Origin of the sequence: Telmatocola sphagniphila (genome assembly GCF_018398935.1) — a bacterium.
Lineage (GTDB): Bacteria > Planctomycetota > Planctomycetia > Gemmatales > Gemmataceae > Telmatocola > Telmatocola sphagniphila.
On sequence record NZ_CP074694.1, the window covers coordinates 5,881,324 to 5,899,055 of the forward strand.

Below are 17,732 nucleotides of genomic sequence, written 5' to 3' on the forward strand. Positions count from 1 at the left end.
AGGGAAATGCTCGGACGCGGTTTAAAGTGTTCGAAAGCAGCAAATTCGGCTATTTTTGCTTAGGATCTTGTGTCGAACAAGAACGGAATTCGGTGGGGACTTGTGTCTTGCAATAACAGATAATAAAATTATTATTTGCAGGAATTTGTTCAGCAAAAGCGATTTTATTATAGCTTTTTTCACCTTGAGAAGCTTCTCTATACACGCGTTCCGTTACGTTTAGACCTCAAACAAGCGAAGTTTTTGATGCCAATTCCGTGGGGAGTTTTAGCGAGATAGTTCGATGAGTCCCCCACGCCGGAGCTTTTCGCTCGGCCGAACGCATACTTCTATTTTTCAAACATTCTTCCTTTCCGCGAATAGCTCTCGGCGTTTTATCGGATCGGGACATCCGGATCCCGACTTCAGTCGGTCGAACGATCAGCACCTCAGTGCTTTCAGTAGTCGGAAGAAGATTGGCAAGTGCGGGTTCCAGCCGAGCAATCGATAGACGATGCGGCCGGCCTTCCGGACGATCTGACAAGGCAGAAGCATGAAAGCATTGAGGAAGGTTTTGAATTCCATTTTCAAAACCGACTGCTTCTGGTCCCGATGCTTTTCCCGCCAGCGACCAGGAGTTTCCGGCAACGTCAAGGCCCACCAGGCTTTCAAGTTCCAGGCCAGGGAGGCCATCACCATGTACGCCCAATTGCTTTCCAGATCGTGCAGCGGCGCGTGCAAGGCCCGGCAACCGCCCTTGAGCTGCGCTATCAGATTTTCCTGATTGCAGCGATCGTTGGCTTCGTAGACGACTTCGGCGGCCGTGCACTCCCGGTCGTTGGTGATGTAGAAGAAATAGCGTTCGTCCGGATACAGAACGGATTCGCCTTTTTCCACGGAAAGATTCTTGCGAATCACCACCAGGCGATACGCCCTTCGGCAAGCGGTCGGTTGGTACTCGAACTCGGCCACCGCTTCGGAGATCAACTTCACATTTACGAATTCCCGCTCTTGGACGATCCGCTCCTTGGTGTTTTCCCGTCGGTGTCGCAACTTCGCTTTCGCCGAGTATTGCGCGGGACGCTCGAGCTTGTGCCAAGCCGCTTCCGGCAGTTTTTCCGCGATTGCTTCGAGGTTTTGCTTCGAATCGTAGCCGAAATAAAAGCGTACCTTGGCGTTGGCATCCCAGCCGTCGAGGCGAGTGGTCTGCGAGAAATCGGTGTCGCCGCGAAAGACGATCCTGCGAAAGCCCGCTTGAAGGCACAGCAAAAGAGCCCGGTCGAGTTCGACCGCGGCCCCTTCGTGCGAAGGGCGATTGCCGGGACGGTTGACGATGCTCAGCGTCTCACCGGTGTTGGCCAGGGTCACCGCCAGGGGGTGGTAACACCAGTCTCTGTTATAGTTGATGTCCATCCCCGCTTTACGCTCGCCACGCGTTTGGGTAAAGCTGCCGTCGGCGTCGATCTTCGCGCATTCCCAAAAGGAATCGGGTTGCTTCGACCAGACGCGTAAACGGGTCTGGTTGAAAGCGTCGATCAAAGCCTGGATGCTGCCACTATCGAAGCGTCGACAAAAGTCGCCCGAAGTAGTCGGGTCGGGAAAACGCTGAGTGCCCAAGGCGTTGAGAAAGTTTTCGTCCGTGCGACGCAGTTCCATGTCTTGCAGGCAGGTACCCCCGCAAAGGGAATTGTAAGCGATGGCCAACACGTGGTCCGATTCCGAGTAAGGCCTTTGAAATTGGAGCAGATGCAGCTTCTCGTCGATGTCGTCGATCAGTCCGATACGCCGGGCCAGAAGGTGCATGGCCCCGAGGCCTCCGCAACTGATCGCCCCCACGCGTTCGGAGACTTCGTAATGAATGTTGGAGGCGTCGAAAGAAGGAGCGAAGGTCATCGCGGCCTCTCGCTTAGCCAGGCGACGTTCGATTCGACTCTTGCATTTTTGAAACCAACGTCCGAAAATAACATTCACTCGAAACTCCTTTTTGCGACTGTCGATTTGTTAAGCGGTTACTTACACAAACCGCAGAAAACAAAAAGGATTTCGAGCTTTCTTCGATAAATCGAAACAATTCCCCAAAAAACTACGCTGTTTTAAGGTTTAGATCTGTTAAAAAAGAGCCCATTAATAATCATCTTGTAAGGCATATTACTGTCGTGGGGAAACACAATGGCGGAAGGACAAACCACGGTCGTTGTGCAGGGTTATTTGGACCAGTTGGCGGGCGATTCGCCTCCCGAGCTGATCGTTAAGGCATTGCTCGACCGGGCGGTTCGTCGATTGCATCAATTGTGTAACAGGCTGCTTTATAAGAGCTATCCGCGCTTAACTCGTCCCCCGTTGAATCTGCAAGCCGAAGAGATGCTCAGTGCCGTAGTGGAACGACTGCTAAAAGCCCTTCGTGAAGCACGGCCCACCACTGTGCGGCAGTTTTTTGCGTTGGCGAGCCAGCACATGCGTTGGGAGCTCAATGATCTGGCCCGACGCTTAGATAAGTCGCCGGCTTCTTTGGAGTTGCACGATGCTCTTTTGAATGCTCCGGCTAGTAGCGATTCCGGTTTATCTCCGGAAGGTCGAAAGATATTCGAGGCGATCGATAGTCTACCGGAGGCCGAGCGAGAGGCCTTCGATCTGGTCCGAATTCAGGGAATGACCCAAGTGGAAGCTGCGGAATTGCTCGGTATATCGACCGTAACTCTGAAGAGGCGGTTGAAGCGCGGAGTGGAACTCTTGACCTCAAAATTAGGAGATCTGGGACCGAGTCGCGAGAATTCGGATTCTTGACGGGAATCGATGCGCTGGAACGTACAGCTAAGCTATTTTCTTGGAATTTTGCCATGTCAGATGATACTCGGATGCAGCAACTGCTCGATCAGCTGTATGACTCTAATTTGACGCCCGAAGAAGTTTGCAAAACATGTCCTGAACTATTACCGGAAGTCCGCAAACGCTGGCTGCAATTCTGCTCTGTCCAGGCAGAACTCGATGAATGGTTTCCTCTTTCAGATGATAAGAGTGGAGACTCTTCAAGTTCGCATATAGACACGACCTTGCCTCAAGTACCCGATTATGAGATCGAATCGATTCTCGGTCAGGGCGGTATGGGGATTGTTTTTCTTGCCCGGGATCTGCGCCTGAAACGGCGAGTGGCATTGAAGATGGCCGGGAGATTCGCCGGCCCTCGAGAGCGGGAACGGTTTCAGCGCGAAGCCGAAGCGATCGCATCGCTCGTCCATTCGAATATCGTGCAAATTTACGACGTGGGAGTCATCGATGGCCGGCTTTATTTCACTATGGAACATGTCGAGGGGGGAAGCCTTTGCCGGAAGCTTGCAGGGACGCCCCTTCCCGCTCGGGAAGCGGCCGAGCTCATTTCAACGCTCGCTGATGCGATGCAGCTGGCCCATCAAAGCGGAATCGTCCATCGCGATCTGAAACCCTCGAACATTCTCCTCACTGCGGAGGGCACACCCAAAATTAGTGACTTTGGCCTCGTCTTGCGACTCGACGGCCCCGCAGGTCTCACTCGTACGGGAACCGCGGTCGGTACGCCTAGCTACATGGCTCCCGAACAGGCATCCTCCCAAGCGCTCGCTGTCGGACCGGCTGCTGACATCTATGCGCTGGGAGCCATTCTTTATGAAATGTTAACGGGTCGACCTCCCTTCCTGGCGGAGACCGCGGCCGAGACAGTACTACAAGTTCTCATGCAAGAGCCGGTTCCTCCGTCCCGCCTCAACGCGACAGTGCCGCGTGATCTGGAGACCATTTGTCTGAAGTGCCTTAACAAAGAAACACGCTTTCGCTACTCCAGTGCGGCGGAATTGGCAAAGGATCTCCGTCGTTATCTCAACGGCCAGTCCATCTTAGCTCGGCCGGAGAGCTGGTTGATGAAATGCGTGCGTCGAATTCGTCGTCGCCCGGGATTTTATGCCCTAATTGCACTCATCTTATTTTTGTCTTTAGCTCTGCTTAGCGGTGGGGTACTCCGGTTGTCGGAACGGGCGGCCATTGCGCGCGGCGTCGCGGCCCGGGAGCGTGCCGCCGATGAAGATCTGAGCGAAATGGAGAATCTATTAAGAAAATCATCCTGGATCCCAGCGACGGCCGCCTGGGAACGTGCCAGAGGTCGGTTAGGAGAACGGGGAAGCGAACAGCTTCACCTTCGATTGGATCAAGGGAAACGCGATTTGCATCTGGCCGAGGAACTTATTCAAATCCGACTGAAAAGTACGATCACTTTCGAGGGAATCTTTCAGGAACTTGAAACGGTCTTTGTGGAAGCCGGGATCGGTCGAGTTGGCGATGATTTGGAAATCTGCGCCGAGCGGATTGAGAAATCGCACATCCGCCAGGCTTTGATCAACGCTCTCGATTTTTGGGCCTGCTACTCGAAAAATGCCTCTGAAAGGGATTGGCTACTCAGCCTTACGAGAAAAGTGGATCCGGATCCGAACGGCTGGCGCGATCGATTCCGCGATCCCGCCCTCAGGCGAAGCAAGGAAGCTCTAACTGCTTTGGCCGATTCAATCGATGTGGAAAACACTCCCGTCGAGTTTTTAGTTTCTCTCGGTGAACTCTTACGGCGTCTTGGAGGTAATGCAATTCCATTCCTCAAGAAAGTTCAATGCAACTATCCCCAGGATTTATGGGTCAACCTATTTCTCGGCGCAAAAAACGATCATCCGGAAGAATCCATCCGATTTAATCAGGTAGCCGTAGCGATAGCGCCTGAAAATCCCATCCTGAACTATAATCTCGGTTACTCATTTATTTGGGCTCAGAATCCCAAAGAAGCTTTATTCTATTTCACGAAGGCGTTGCGACTCGAGCCCAACAATAACGTGTATCGAGCCGGTCTTGCGGAATGCTTTTTTTCGCTTAACCAAAATCATGAAGCACTCGAACTCATCCAGGAAGGTCTCTCGAAGCGACACAGCCGGTTTGAGTTCGGAGTACTACAAAATGTTTTAAGGTGTATTTTGTGTCGGCAGCAACGCTGGGATGAAGCAAGAATAGCCTGGGAGAAAGCGCTCGATAATCTCCAGCCGGAACATCTATATTGGTACGGCTACGCGGAATTATGCCTGTATCTGGGTCTGGAAGACAAGTATCTTCGGGCTCGACAGGACTTGTTAGAGAAATTTAGCACGAGCGAAGACCCTTATATCGCGGAGCGCGTCAGCCGAGCATGTTTGCTCTTGCCCCTAACCGGCGAAGAACTTCAAAAGTCGCTAGATCTCGCTCGTCGTGCTGCCGGTGTTTACAAAAAAGATCACTTAGGGGCCTATCCCTATTTTCAATTCGTTTTGGGGTTAGCGGAATTCCGTCAAGGGAACTTTGAACAAGCGATCTCGATCCTGCGCGGGGAGGCTTCGAAGATGACCGGACCAGCGCCTCGTTTGGTCCTGGCCATGGCCCTGAAAAAAACTGGTCAGGAAGCAGAAGCAAAAAAAATACTCAAGATGGCCGTAGAGAGTTACGACTGGAATCCTGTGAAAGTTACAGATCAGGATGGAATGATCCGTCAGATTCTTCGCCGAGAAGCGGAAAGCCTGATTCTGCAAGCGCTTCCTGAGAAGCATAAGGCCAACGGATCGCCCTCGAACTCGATAGAGAAAAACGACTGAATTCCGAGGTTCCCAGAGTTCTAGTCGACTCGCCTTCAGTCAATTCTTATTGAAGTTTTTACCGAGTTTTCACGGCTCCTAATCCACTTTTCCCGAGTGATGATCCTACCTCACGCTTAGTAAGGGCAGAAGGACATCAAAGTACATCAGTCAATTATTCAGGAGTCTACCGTGATCAACCGAACTCACCCAATTGCATCCGACCAGATCAAGCTGCGAGAAGCCGCTTGGTCTTATCCGGAGAAGACGATTCTTTACACGGCCAAGGTACACACCACCGGAGGCCGAACTGGCACTTCCCGAAGTTCGGATGGTCGATTGGACATCAAGCACTCGACGCCTGGTCCCGTGGGTACGGGTACCAATCCGGAGCAGCTTTTCGCAGCGGGTTGGTCGGCCTGCTTTGAAGGTGCGATGGGGATAGCCGCACGAACGATGAAGATCGATTTGCCAGCGGATATGGCAATCGATGCGGAAGTGGACTTGTGCAGAAATGAAGAGGGTTACTTTCTACAGGCTCGCCTCAATGTCAGCCTGCCGGGTTTAGATCGCAAGATCGCGCAAACCCTAGTCGATGCCGGGCACCAGACCTGTCCCTACTCGAAAGCTGTCCGAGGCAATGTCGAGGTCACCATAGCGCTCGTTTAAATCGGACTTATTAGATAGCCTCTCGCAGGGAAGTCGAGAGGTCGCCATTTTGGTCAGCAAGCAAATACCGCGAAAATCGAATAGAGGAATCGTCGCCGTTCGCGAATTTCTTGACTCTTTTCTTCAAAAGGCAATGATCGTGAACGAAATTTTTTTAGGTGTAACTTCACTCTATTCAAATCGCCGCGTGGCCTGGACTTGATCGAGGCGACGCCATCGAATCGACTTTATCAACCGCAAAACTCAAACAAACAACATTCATTAACGAACGCAGGAGATTTTCTCATGTCAGATTATCGGAAACATCGCAGTCGTAGATTTATCGCTCTTACCGCTATCCTTTTGGCATCAACCCCAATTGCCTTACTGGGAAATCTTCAATCCAGTCGGGTCGATCTGGCGGCAGCACCGAAGGCCGATCCGCAGCCGACTGGTACGAATTCCAAGTCAGTTGATTGGGAGCGCGTTGGGGATACCAGTTCGCCGATCTTCGGAATTAAAATTCCGGAGGGCTATCGCCAGTGGGAATTGATTTCCGTTGCCTCCAATCCCCAAAAGGATGAACTCAAGAGCATATTCGGGGACAAATTAGCGATGAAGGCTTATCGGGACGGAACGCTTCCTTTCCCGGACGGATCAACGCTGGTCAAGCTGACCTGGAAACGGGAACCGCTCGACGGATTTGAAGGGGCGTTCGTTCCTGGTTCCACCACGATGGTACAGGTCATGGTAAAAGATGCCAAGAAATTCGCGACAACGGGCGGTTGGGGATTCGGTCGCTTCATTGATGGGAAACCCGCGGATGAAGCGCAACACAAATCCTGTTTCGGATGTCACTCCAAGAATTCCAGCGTCAGGGAACACGATTTTGTTTTCACTCACCTCGCACCCTGAGGCGGTTCCCATTCGCAAATGCATTTACTGCGGATGCTTCAGGATAAGCGGAAACCAAAAATGGGATGGATGAATTCTTCTCCACAAACAAATTCTGCGCCGCTGAAAGGTCATTCATGAGTACAACAAATTTAATCCGCAATGAACAAGTCAGCGGATTGAAGCCAAAATAGGAAGACTTCACTCCGGACCCTCAATTCATTCGGAGATTGAGAAAAGGGAACGCTATGGATTACAAAGCTTGGGTAGCCAAATCGGCGAAACAACCGCTGGTATTGGAAACGATTGATCTCGGACCACTGGGAGCCGAGGAAGTTGAAGTGGTCGTGGAATATTGCGGTTTGTGTCACTCAGATGTATCGGTGCTGAATAATGAGTGGGGTATTTCTCATTACCCCGCCATCCTTGGTCACGAAGTGGTCGGCCGCATTACAGCGATTGGTTCGAATGCAAAGGGACTGAGTGTTGGACAGCGCGTAGGCATCGGCTGGAACTCCGAAAGCTGCATGTACTGCAAACAGTGCCTGTCGGGAAGTCAACACCTTTGCTCGCAGGCCCAGCCTACCATCGTCGGACATCGAGGTGGTTTTGCGAGTCACATTCGTGCGCACTGGGCCTGGACGATTCCTTTGCCGGAAAAATTGAATTTTGCTGAAGCCGGTCCGCTCTTGTGCGGCGGAATTACCGTCTTCAATCCCCTGGCGATGTATGCGAAACCGACCGACCGGGTGGGAATCATCGGCATTGGCGGATTAGGTCACCTGGCGGTCAAGTTCGCCGCGGCCTACGGATGCGATGTGACGGCCTTTACTTCGAGTCAAAGCAAATTCGAAGAAGCCAAAGGTTTCGGAGCTAATGACGTCCTGTCCAGCAAAGACTCCGTCGCGATCAAAAAGCTCGCCGGTCGCTTCGATCTGCTGATCAGTACGGTTAACGTGAAGCTCGATTGGGATGCTATGATTGGCACGCTCGCGCCAAACGGCCGATTACACATCGTCGGAGCCGTCCTCGAGCCGATTCCGGTGAGTGCATTTTCGCTAATAATGGGGCAGCGAAGTATCTCGGGCTCTCCAACAGGCTCTCCGACGAATATCGAGTCGATGCTCGACTTCGCGGCTCGGCACAATGTCCTTCCCCAGACCGAACATTTTCCGATGAGCAAAATCAATGAAGCATTCGCTCGGCTGGAATCCGGTCAGGCTCGTTATCGCATCGTGCTCGATGCGGATTTCTAAACGAAGAGTTCCGGTTGCCCGCCAACCGGAACTCTTTCTTCGCGACCGCGGTGCGAGTCAACTATCGGAGGTAACTCGCTCTGATATTTCAGAGAAAGATTGTAATCGCGACCAGAGCCGGGCGAGGCATTGGCCATGAGGAAACAAGATTGGTTGAACATGTTATAAGTGCAAAAAATACTTTTTTTGAAACTACTGCAGCGGCCGATTCTTCAAATCACTAGTATAGATTTCCCATAAGGTGACTTTTCTCCCGTGGGCAGTCGCAGCAACGCTTGCCCGATACACCAAGCAGCAAAAACCGGTTAGCCGACCTTCACGCTCAACATGGAAATGGAACCCCCATCGACGCCCTCTATCGGGAACGCGATCGGGTCGTTCTGCTGGCGGGTTCCCATCACATAGAGCAGGGGGAGAAAATGATCGGGAGTCGGAATCGAAAGCAGAGCATTGCGGCCCAGTTTTTCATATTGGATCAACGGGTTGAAGTCGCCAGACTCTAATATCTGTCTCGCTTCGGTCTCGAAGCGAACTGCCCAGTCGTACGGTTCAGACTCGTGACGTCCCCAGGCATAGGTATGCAGGTTATGGACGATATTGCCGCTACCCAAAATCAGTATGCCTTCTGTTCGCAATGGGGCAAGCTTTCGGCCGATTTCGAAGTGAAACATCGAACCCTTCGTCTCGTCGATGCTGAGTTGCACGACCGGAATATCTGCAGCGGGATAGACATGCGTAAGCACCGACCAAGTACCGTGATCCATCCCCCAGGAATTGTCCAGATTGACCGGCAAAGGTGCGAGCAATTGCTGGACTCGTCGTGCCAGTGCCGGATCGCCGGGGGCCAAATACTGGACTTGGTACAATTCGCGGGGGAATCCGCCAAAATCGTGAATGGTTCGCGGCGAGGTGCTGATGGTGACGCCGGTTCCGGGAACAAACCAGTGTGCCGAAATGGCAAGAATGGCCTTCGGCCTGGCGATTTGTTGGCCGATCCGCGACCAACCTTCGGTGAAACTGTTCTGCTGCAACGCATTCAAGGGATTGCCATGGCCGATGAAAAGGGCAGGTAGAATTTCCGACATAGATGGCCGCCTTTCTGCGAATAGCTCAGGGGCTGCTGGATTCAGGCAGCGTTAGGATCGCTCCGCTCTGGAGAATTCGCTTTTGCCGGATCGGGGTTTCCTTGTCCGTCAAACAAGTCATTCTACCCCGAGGTGAATGCTTCCGGCGGACTCCTCAGCTACCGGCCTGCCATCTCGTACTGGAAAATCCCAAGTTTTGCGGGAGTTGTATCCTTCCCGTAAATTCTAGTACCACTCTCCAGTTCACGTTTGCCAAACACAGAACTTCAATCAGGCTATCGGCCGCTGGCTGTTCGCCCCGGATAGTTCATCGTGCAGTTCCAAGACTCGTCGAACGTCCGGATGAACGACGCCACTCCCGATCGTTTCTAGAAACGCGCACGCGGCGTATCCCTGGGCGGCTTCCTCGTAGATGGCTATCCATTCGTTCCGCATCGGCATTCGTTCTGCTGCGATGGGCCAGACACCCGGACGAGGACCAAGATGCTTTTCAATACCCACCCGCCAAGGTTTGGCACTCAGGCGAGCGCGAAAGCACTGCTGATTCCAACACATCAGTGCATAAACCGGGTCCGTGCCCAATTCCTGAAAAAACTCTCTTACATCTGGGTCCGAAGGATTGAACGTCTGGTGAGTGACTAGAATCCTGAAACCAGCCGGTGTGCGATAAACTCGTAAGTTCCAATCCGGGTGCTGGGCCGCAAATCTCGTCAGTCGTTGCTTAGCTGTGACATCTGCACTACCACCGGTGAACTTCAGATAGTTTCGATAAAGTACCCGGGAAATCGGCATCGCCCATAAAGCGCAGAAACCAAAAAACACACCAAGTGCCCCAGAGAGGAAATTCCAAGCGAGCAAGGCTCCCCCGGCCAAAAGCCCAAAAATGGTAAAGATCAGTCGGTAAGAGGGCTCTTCTTTAAAATCGACATCGGCAAACAGCACATTGGGAGTGTTTAAGCACCTCGCGCCATAGGAGTTTCGAGTGATGACGGTATCGCCGAAACGACTGATTACTTCTTCGCGTATCGGTACACCTTGAGCCCCATTGTAGGGTACCTTGAGTTCCCGCCGCGGAATCTTTTCACCGGATAGGATGCGAAGAAGGGCTTCTTGGGCACGAGCATTGGCGTTATCTTGAGCCTCTAACTGGCTTACGTCTGACCAGCCGAATCGGCGTAGAGTGATCTGTCGACCCTTTTGGCGATTCTGAACTCGAGCTTCTGCCCAATACTGGGGGACGATCATTCGATCTCCTCGAGGAGACTGCGGCCCTGAAGCTAATTTTTGGGGCGCGAATTGGCTTATCTATTTTTCGATTGTTAGCCGTGATAATCTTTTTTAATGTATTTCGACAGTGAACTGATCCAAGATCCGCTTTTTGAACCTGGCGGCTTATCTCAAGGGGCCAGGGAGTGGAAGCGCTGGGATTCGAGCTCAGGACCAACGGATTATTCCTCCGGATGGAAAATTTGTCAGCACTTTCCGATTCGAGCAATTCAAACGGTAACTATTCTGGTAGCAATGACCCAGCGAACCTGTCCGGCACGGGACGAAATCATCTGCCCGTCCTTCCTAAGCCCGCTGCGGCACCAAGCCCGATTGCCGGGTGCTTCACGCTAGCCCAGACCAGTTCTATCCATCACGCTGGGATCGCATTTTTATGGCGACGAGGCAAGATAAGCCGACTATTCGAAGGTCTTTTTCTACGAGCCTTCCAACAGCTTTTTTAGCTCATGGAATTCTCCAAGAATTTCCTCTTCCAGTACTTTGTCCTCGGCAATATCTTCCTTGTCCCGGTTCAGGCTGGTGAAATGATGTTCACTCTCGGAGATCTTCTCCTCGGCGGCATGGAGTTCGTGGGTGTTGTTGATCTTGGTGGCGATAGCGACTCCCATGCTGCCTAGACCAAGTATGATCGCCATCCCCCAGGCACCTCGAGCGAACTTGGCCTTCTTGACGAGCAACAGACCGACTGAGGCTATCACAATACCGATTTCCGCACCGAGAAAGGCAATCTCAAACCGGGAAGCAGTATTATCATGTACCTTGACCGCACTGCGGAAAGATTCAGCCCACTCGTTAGCGGCTTCGTTCTGCTCGCGAATGTGATGGATGAGGCCGAGAAAACGCTTGACGTCGGATTCGGTGGGAATGACAGTGTTGAGGATCTTATCGGTGCTCGCCTGCGTAGCTTTAATACTATTCTTGACATCGGGGCTTTTCACTTCGCCATCGATGACCTTCAGCTCCACATTTTTTTTCTTCAGATACTCGAGGTTGGGCATCGCCGCATGGAGTTGCTGAAGCTGGGCCTGTAAAGCGCGATATTTGTTCGACACCGCGGTGAACTTGGCCTTGGCGGTGTTCTCCTCGACCATCGTGGCGATCAATTCCGTGCGGGCTTCGCCGACCTGGGCCGAACATAGGGCCATAAGCACGCCGAGAATCGCAATGGTGATGCCGATGAATTGCGGCAGATGGCTGCCATCATGGGCGGCGTGTCCAGCATGTTCGATCTGTTCATGAATTTCATGACTCAAGCTCGTTCTCCTGTCCAGGTTGCGGACTGTGCTTCAGGTTTACAGACACTGCATTATTCGAGATGTAATATACGGACAGTTGCGCCGATCCGGGAACACTGAATTGGAATTTTTGAGAGAAATGGGGCTGGAATCCTGATTCCGCTTGGCGGTACTCGTTTCTCGGTCAGTGAAGGCCGGCGCGTGTGAATGGCTATCTGCCAGTGCCGGAGTCCTAGTAACGAACGCAGTCAAGCTGAATACCCATCGCGACCAAGGCACGTCGGATAGCGTTCAAGATGGTCAGGTACTTGATTCATTCTATCTACCTCTGGGATTGTTTCGAAAAGCTCCAAATTCTTCAGTCGATAGTTTTGCTGCAATTCCCATCAAGTCCCACATGCCGCCTTCGGTTGGGCAGGCTCCCCGAGTTTTACTACTTCTTCTCAGCAGTTTTGCGTTTTTTGAAGCTACACCCTCACCAACAGGTCAGGTACACTCAGATCCAAAAAATGGGCGTCGGTCCCCCAACCAGATCACCCGAACTGGCAGAATCTGAACGAAGGATCCTTCCTTGACCAGTTAGGAAGCTGATTGCACACGTTCGTGAGTTGATGCCGAAAAGAAAATTCTTTACTTTGATTCTGCATGGGGCGAGAATCAACGCAAATTCGAATCCGACTTCCTGGGTGAGGTGCATTCGGGAAAGATCGGCTCACAGGAGACTCAGTCGTGCTGAAACGTCGGATTTATTTGGCGGCCGTTATTTTGCTCAGTCTCACAGGACCTGTTTTCGCGGCGGACAAAGTCCAGCCGGTGCGGATGGGCTGCGGGATTATGACCTTCGATACGGTTCCTGGCTGGGGTCTCAGTCCCGAAGGTAAGTCGCAAATCGGGCCGACACACGGCAGCGTCGTCATCGATAAAGCCGGCAATATCTATACCAGCGCCGACGCAGGGGTTTTCGTCTTCTCGCCAGACGGCAAGATTATTCGGCGATTCGTCGACGATCAGCACTCGCGAATTCACGACATGAAGATTCGAGCCGAAGCCGATGGCGAATTCATCTATGGCGCTCGCAACGCGAATGGGGAAGGCATCAAGTTCAATGCGGAAACCGGTGCGATCGTTTTGAAACTGCCGTTTCCCAAAGAGTCGGGTTTGACCCAGAAGGCGTTCAATCCGACGGCCATTGCCGTCGCTTCCAACGGCGATATCTATCTGTCAGACGGGTATGCCAGCGACCATATCTTCAAGTTCGACAAGACCGGCAAGTACCTGATGCACTTCGGAGTGAAAGGGAACGAACTGAAACAATTCAACACGGCCCATGGCATGGTCCTCGACACGCGTTATGAACCCGCTCGTCTTTTGATCTGCGACCGTAACCACAGTCCCAAGGGCCGATTGTTGCATTACAGTTTGCAGGGTGAATTCATTGGCGAGGTCATTACCGGACTGGGCATGCCCACTTCTGCGGCAATTCACGGCGACTACGTGTCTGTTCCAGATCTCCAGGGACGCGTTGTCATTCTTGACAAGAGCAACACGATCATGGCCGTATTAGGCTATAATCCCGACCCCGCGAAAGGGGGGAACTACTCCATTCCCCAATCCCAATGGGTCGAAGGGATCTTCAGCGGCACGCATGGTTCCTACTGGGACAAGGACGGCAATCTGTACGTGCAGGATTGGAACATGAATGGCCGCATAATGAAGCTGGTGCGAGTCAAGTAGGGTGGAAGAAAAGGACCTGTTGATTGGCAACTGTGGGCGATTGCCTTTAGCAGTTCGACGCGCTGTGTTCTAGGTAGCATACGAATATCCATTATGGTAAACCCATTGGCTCGGCAGCATCCGGATCGACGTCTCATGATGCCTCTGGGCTACGTTAGTATGCAACCACCAGGATGGACTCTATGATCGTGGAAGCAGCAGTCACCATCCAGGGTTCCCAGGCTGCAATCTGGAATGTGATCACCAACATCGAAAACGCCTCGGAAATCATCTCGGGAATCGAAAAAATTGAAGTCCTTGAAAAGCCAGCGAGCGGGTTGGTCGGACTGAGGTGGCGAGAGACACGAATTCTCTTCGGCAAGCCCGCTACAGTGGAAAAGTGGATTACCGAGGCTATCGATAACGAGTTTTACAAAACTAGAGCGGAAGACGGTGGATTCGTATTCTTAACCACCAAAAGCATTTCACAGAGCAATGGAAGTATGACATTGGCGGAGTCTCATCAGTCCACGCCCCAGAGTAATTTTGCAAAACTCATGTCGGTCCCAATGCGACTATTGTTCAAGGGCGTGGTGAAAAAGGCCCTCTTGAAAGACCTGAAGGATATTAAGTCTGCGGTCGAACAGAAATAATCAGTTCTGGCCTAAGCAACAGCAAGCGCAGCAGAGGGCGAGCCGAACTTCCAATGATTCGCAGTTTCAGCAGTCCGTCCAACGCGCGTCATCGATTCACGAAGAGTTATTCCTTACCCAAAAGCAAATCGACCACCTAGCAGCCTTTAGTGTGAAGATCCTCCCCGCGACATTGTTGGAGGATATCGCCCGTCCAACATGCGGAGAGGGTTGTGGCGTTCGATCTCAAGCGGCCCTGTGCTATTCAATCTGGAAATTCTCTTAGGATTTTGGTTGGAATACTGTTCCAGCCTTAAGGGCTTGCTTTCTAGGTCGGAAGACTTGTGTGAGGAGCCCGCAGCCTCGGGTTGGTTACTGCGTGTGTTCTTCGGATACTAAGCTGAGCGGATTTGCAATTCGCCGACATGAAATAGAGATTGGAAAGTGTCGAAATGACAATCTTCGAGAACACCCCTTCGGGATATTCGCACACGCAGAAGGCCCCGCTCTGCTGGATCCTGTACGCCTCGGCCTTGGCGTGCCTGCTTCTGGCCTATTCCATTGCGGAAACTCCGGTGCTGTATATTTCCGGCATGGTAGGTCTGCTCCTTGGTTTGTTCGTCGCTCCAGCCTTTCATCACCTCACCGTCGAAGATCGGGGCGATAGGCTAGCGATTCGATATGGTCCTATGCCTCTGTTCCGCAGGACTGTTCGATATGCAGACATCGAATCGGTTAGAGTAGGACGGACCTTGCTATTCGACGGCTGGGGCATCCACATGAGCATTCAGGGCGGCTGGGTGTGGAACTTGTGGGGCCGGAGCTGCGTGGTCGTCCATTTCAAGAACGGGGGCACGCTGCGGATCGGTACTGACGATGCCGAGGGGTTGGCGAGGTTTCTGGAGGGCAAGCTGAGTGAATAGGGGAAAGTCGATCCTGCCCCGGCGCTCCAGTCAATAAAAGTCAGCGGAAAAGCGAACGGAATCAATACGCATGGCAATTCCAATTTACCAGACATCTATACAGTCAGCCGCGACCTGAATCGGTAACGTGCTGGAGGGCTACGAATCGAAGATTGAATGCGATAGGGATCGGGAAAGTGTTCTATGATCGTCGAAGTGATGGAAGGCGACCTGCTCAATCAGGATGTGGAAGTAATCGTCAACTCCTGGAACCGGAACATCGTTCCTTGGTGGCTGTTGCTTCCCCAGGGCGTCTCCGGGGCCATCAAGCGGGGAGGAGGTACAGCCCCGTTCAAGGAGGTCCGCCGGTATGGCACTATCCCTTTGGGGGGTGCAGTGCTGACTTCAGCGGGAAGGTTGCCATTCAAAGGAATCATTCACGTCGCCGGGATCAATATGCTCTGGAGAGCATCGGAGCGATCGATTCGGGATTCCGTAAAGAATGCCGTGCGACTAGCCCACGAAAAGAGTTTCGCCTCAATGGCCTTCCCGTTGATTGGGGCTGGATCCGGCGGCTTCAACCCGGATCAAGCGAAGACTTTGATGCTGGATGAACTTAGCAAGATCGAGGTTCTGATGTCGGTGAAAGTCGTAGTTTTCCCAGGGTCGAAATAATGACTCGCATCTGCATGTCAGCCGTATTCGCTGCACTTGTCCCGTTATTGGCTATAGCTGCCGATGAACCGAAAGCACCCGGCACCGTCGAGCAACTGTTCGCTGATTTCGACCCCAGGAAAGACCCGCTCGATACCAGGCTCGTCCGAGAGTGGGAGAAGGACGGCATCGTCTATCGCTATGTCACTTTTCATATCGGCCTCTTCAAGGGCAAACCGGCACGGATGGCGGCGTACTACGGCTTCCCTAAGGGAGCCAAGCATTTGCCCGGCCTGTTGCACCTTCACGGAGGCGGGCAGCGGGCCTTTCTCAGCGAAGTCGAATTCTATGCCAAACGGGGTTATGCCTGCCTGTCGATCAATTGGGGCGGTCGTGAAATGGAGAACGCCAAAGAGGGCGATCCGAATACCGATTGGGGGGCGGTCGATCCAACGCAGAAGAACGTGCCGGGATACTCCAACCTCAAGCCCGGTGACAAATACCTCGATCCGTTCGAGTCGCCCCGCAACAACAACTGGTACTTGCTCACGCTGGGGGCCAGACGAGGGCTGACGTTTCTGGAGCAACAGCCTGAGGTCGATGCCAGCCGCTTGGGCGTTTACGGTCACTCGATGGGCGGCAATCTGACGGTCTACGTTGCTGGCAGTGACGACCGGGTAAAAGCCGCTGCACCTTCCGTGGGTGGATCAGGTTTCCGCACCGAACCTTGGCCGCTGTTGCCGCAGGCGAGGATGGAATCGCCGAACGGTGACGTGAAGCTGTTCAATGCGACCATCGGCTTCGAGTCTTATGCCCCCAACATCCAGGCACCGTTGCTCTGGCTGGGGGCGACCAACGATTTCCACGGCATCATGGATGACACCTATCGTACCGGGGATTTGATCCCGCACAAGAACGTCCGGTACTCCTTCACGCCCCACATGAATCATAGGTTCACGTCGGAGTTCGCCGTGACGAGGCCGCTCTGGTTCGACCAGTATCTCAAAGGCAGTTTTACGTTTCCAAAGACCCCGGACTCAAAGCTGATCCTAGCCACCGAAGACCATGTTCCCGAATGGCAGGTCACGCCCGATGCGTCGCAACCTGTAGCCGAGGTCCATGTGTACTACTCGATCGATCCCGATCCACGGGCAAGATTCTGGCGATCAGCCGAAGTCAAGAAAACGGGCGCTGCCTGGACCGCCAAGTTGTCGATCCTGGCCGTGGATCAACCGCTCTTCGCCTTCGCCAACGTCATTTATCCATTGAAGAAGTCCGAGTCGGAACCTTATGCCCGCCCGACCGAACGCTATGCGATCAGTTCCCAGCTGCACACAGCTATCCCGAAAGACCTCCTCCGGAATGAAGTGAAGGCGACAGACAAGCCTTCGCCGCTGATTGACGACTACTCGCACGGCTGGCAGGACTGGTATCTGCTGGAGGCGGGCAATCCGCACCATTGGGAATTCTCAACCCGAAAACTCGCCAATCCCAAATGGCAGGGGCAAATGGGGCAGCGCCTGGCCCTTGAAGTACAAACCGAGAAGCCGAATGAACTGGTTATCATCCTGACGGAGAACATCTTCCGGGGCTACCGTGGCAAGTCGCAAGAGTTCGTGGCGGTCGTGAAGCTCAACGGCGGCCAGAACACGCAAACTGTGTCTCTGGAGCCGAAGGATTTCAAGACCAGGGACGGGGAGGCCCTGTCCTCATGGAAGAACGTCGATCTTCTCAGCTTGCGGGCGTATTACGAGAAAGGTGGCAAGTTGCTCGGCAGCAAGAGTTGGGCAGGCGGTCTACCGAAGTTTCGGAAACTGTGGTGGCAAGGCAACTAAACG

At 52.9% G+C, this 17,732-nt stretch carries 14 protein-coding genes; 10 read left to right on the top strand and 4 right to left on the bottom strand.

Annotated features, from left to right (window positions below; all coding sequences use genetic code 11):
• Positions 1 to 420: 420 nt before the first annotated feature.
• Entirely contained in the window at positions 421 to 1,950 is a 1,530-nt protein-coding gene (locus KIH39_RS23575; RefSeq protein ID WP_213493945.1) for an IS1380 family transposase, read from the bottom strand.
• A 198-nt stretch (positions 1,951 to 2,148) separates the two neighbouring features.
• Here KIH39_RS23575 and KIH39_RS23580 point away from each other — a divergent pair, with 198 nt between their 5' ends.
• The 5 genes from KIH39_RS23580 to ahr all read left to right on the top strand — a co-directional run bounded on the left by KIH39_RS23580 (position 2,149) and on the right by ahr (position 8,386).
• On the top strand, positions 2,149 to 2,763 hold the full coding sequence (locus KIH39_RS23580) for a sigma-70 family RNA polymerase sigma factor (RefSeq protein WP_213496071.1): 615 nt from the start codon (positions 2,149 to 2,151) through the stop codon (positions 2,761 to 2,763).
• A 53-nt stretch (positions 2,764 to 2,816) separates the two neighbouring features.
• The gene (locus tag KIH39_RS23585) at positions 2,817 to 5,609 is read left to right on the top strand and encodes a serine/threonine-protein kinase (RefSeq protein WP_213496073.1); all 2,793 of its coding nucleotides are present in this window, start codon (positions 2,817 to 2,819) and stop codon (positions 5,607 to 5,609) included.
• 213 nt (positions 5,610 to 5,822) lie between these two features.
• Positions 5,823 to 6,257: an organic hydroperoxide resistance protein gene (locus KIH39_RS23590; RefSeq protein WP_213500570.1), complete on the top strand. Its 435-nt coding sequence runs from the start codon at positions 5,823 to 5,825 to the stop codon at positions 6,255 to 6,257.
• A 285-nt stretch (positions 6,258 to 6,542) separates the two neighbouring features.
• Positions 6,543 to 7,151: a cytochrome P460 family protein gene (locus KIH39_RS23595; protein WP_213496075.1), complete on the top strand. Its 609-nt coding sequence runs from the start codon at positions 6,543 to 6,545 to the stop codon at positions 7,149 to 7,151.
• A 227-nt stretch (positions 7,152 to 7,378) separates the two neighbouring features.
• Complete coding sequence (ahr, locus tag KIH39_RS23600) at positions 7,379 to 8,386, top strand: NADPH-dependent aldehyde reductase Ahr (RefSeq protein ID WP_213496077.1); 1,008 nt, start codon at positions 7,379 to 7,381, stop codon at positions 8,384 to 8,386.
• Between the two features lie 305 nt (positions 8,387 to 8,691).
• Here ahr and ygiD read toward each other — a convergent pair whose 3' ends face one another.
• The 3 genes from ygiD to KIH39_RS23615 form a co-directional block, all read right to left on the bottom strand.
• Positions 8,692 to 9,471, bottom strand: a complete 780-nt coding sequence (gene ygiD, locus KIH39_RS23605) for a 4,5-DOPA-extradiol-dioxygenase (protein ID WP_213496079.1) — start codon at positions 9,469 to 9,471, stop codon at positions 8,692 to 8,694.
• A 270-nt stretch (positions 9,472 to 9,741) separates the two neighbouring features.
• The gene (locus KIH39_RS23610; RefSeq protein ID WP_213496081.1) at positions 9,742 to 10,716 is read right to left on the bottom strand and encodes a hypothetical protein; all 975 of its coding nucleotides are present in this window, start codon (positions 10,714 to 10,716) and stop codon (positions 9,742 to 9,744) included.
• A gap of 458 nt (positions 10,717 to 11,174) precedes the next feature.
• The gene (locus tag KIH39_RS23615) at positions 11,175 to 12,011 is read right to left on the bottom strand and encodes a DUF4337 family protein (protein WP_213496083.1); all 837 of its coding nucleotides are present in this window, start codon (positions 12,009 to 12,011) and stop codon (positions 11,175 to 11,177) included.
• A gap of 711 nt (positions 12,012 to 12,722) precedes the next feature.
• On the opposite strand from KIH39_RS23615, the gene KIH39_RS23620 reads away from it, so the two are divergent.
• The 5 genes from KIH39_RS23620 (at position 12,723) to KIH39_RS23640 (ending at position 17,729) form a co-directional block, all read left to right on the top strand.
• Positions 12,723 to 13,727, top strand: a complete 1,005-nt coding sequence (locus KIH39_RS23620) for an NHL repeat-containing protein (RefSeq protein ID WP_246539410.1) — start codon at positions 12,723 to 12,725, stop codon at positions 13,725 to 13,727.
• Positions 13,728 to 13,909: 182 nt separating this feature from the next.
• A complete protein-coding gene (locus KIH39_RS23625; RefSeq protein ID WP_213496085.1) occupies positions 13,910 to 14,359 on the top strand; it encodes an SRPBCC family protein in 450 nt (149 codons plus the stop codon).
• 431 nt (positions 14,360 to 14,790) lie between these two features.
• A complete protein-coding gene (locus tag KIH39_RS23630) occupies positions 14,791 to 15,261 on the top strand; it encodes a hypothetical protein (RefSeq protein ID WP_213496087.1) in 471 nt (156 codons plus the stop codon).
• 183 nt (positions 15,262 to 15,444) lie between these two features.
• Positions 15,445 to 15,915: a macro domain-containing protein gene (locus KIH39_RS23635; RefSeq protein WP_213496089.1), complete on the top strand. Its 471-nt coding sequence runs from the start codon at positions 15,445 to 15,447 to the stop codon at positions 15,913 to 15,915.
• Positions 15,915 to 17,729: an alpha/beta hydrolase family protein gene (locus KIH39_RS23640; protein WP_213496091.1), complete on the top strand. Its 1,815-nt coding sequence runs from the start codon at positions 15,915 to 15,917 to the stop codon at positions 17,727 to 17,729. Before KIH39_RS23635 ends, KIH39_RS23640 begins: the two co-directional genes overlap by 1 nt.
• Positions 17,730 to 17,732: the final 3 nt, after the last annotated feature.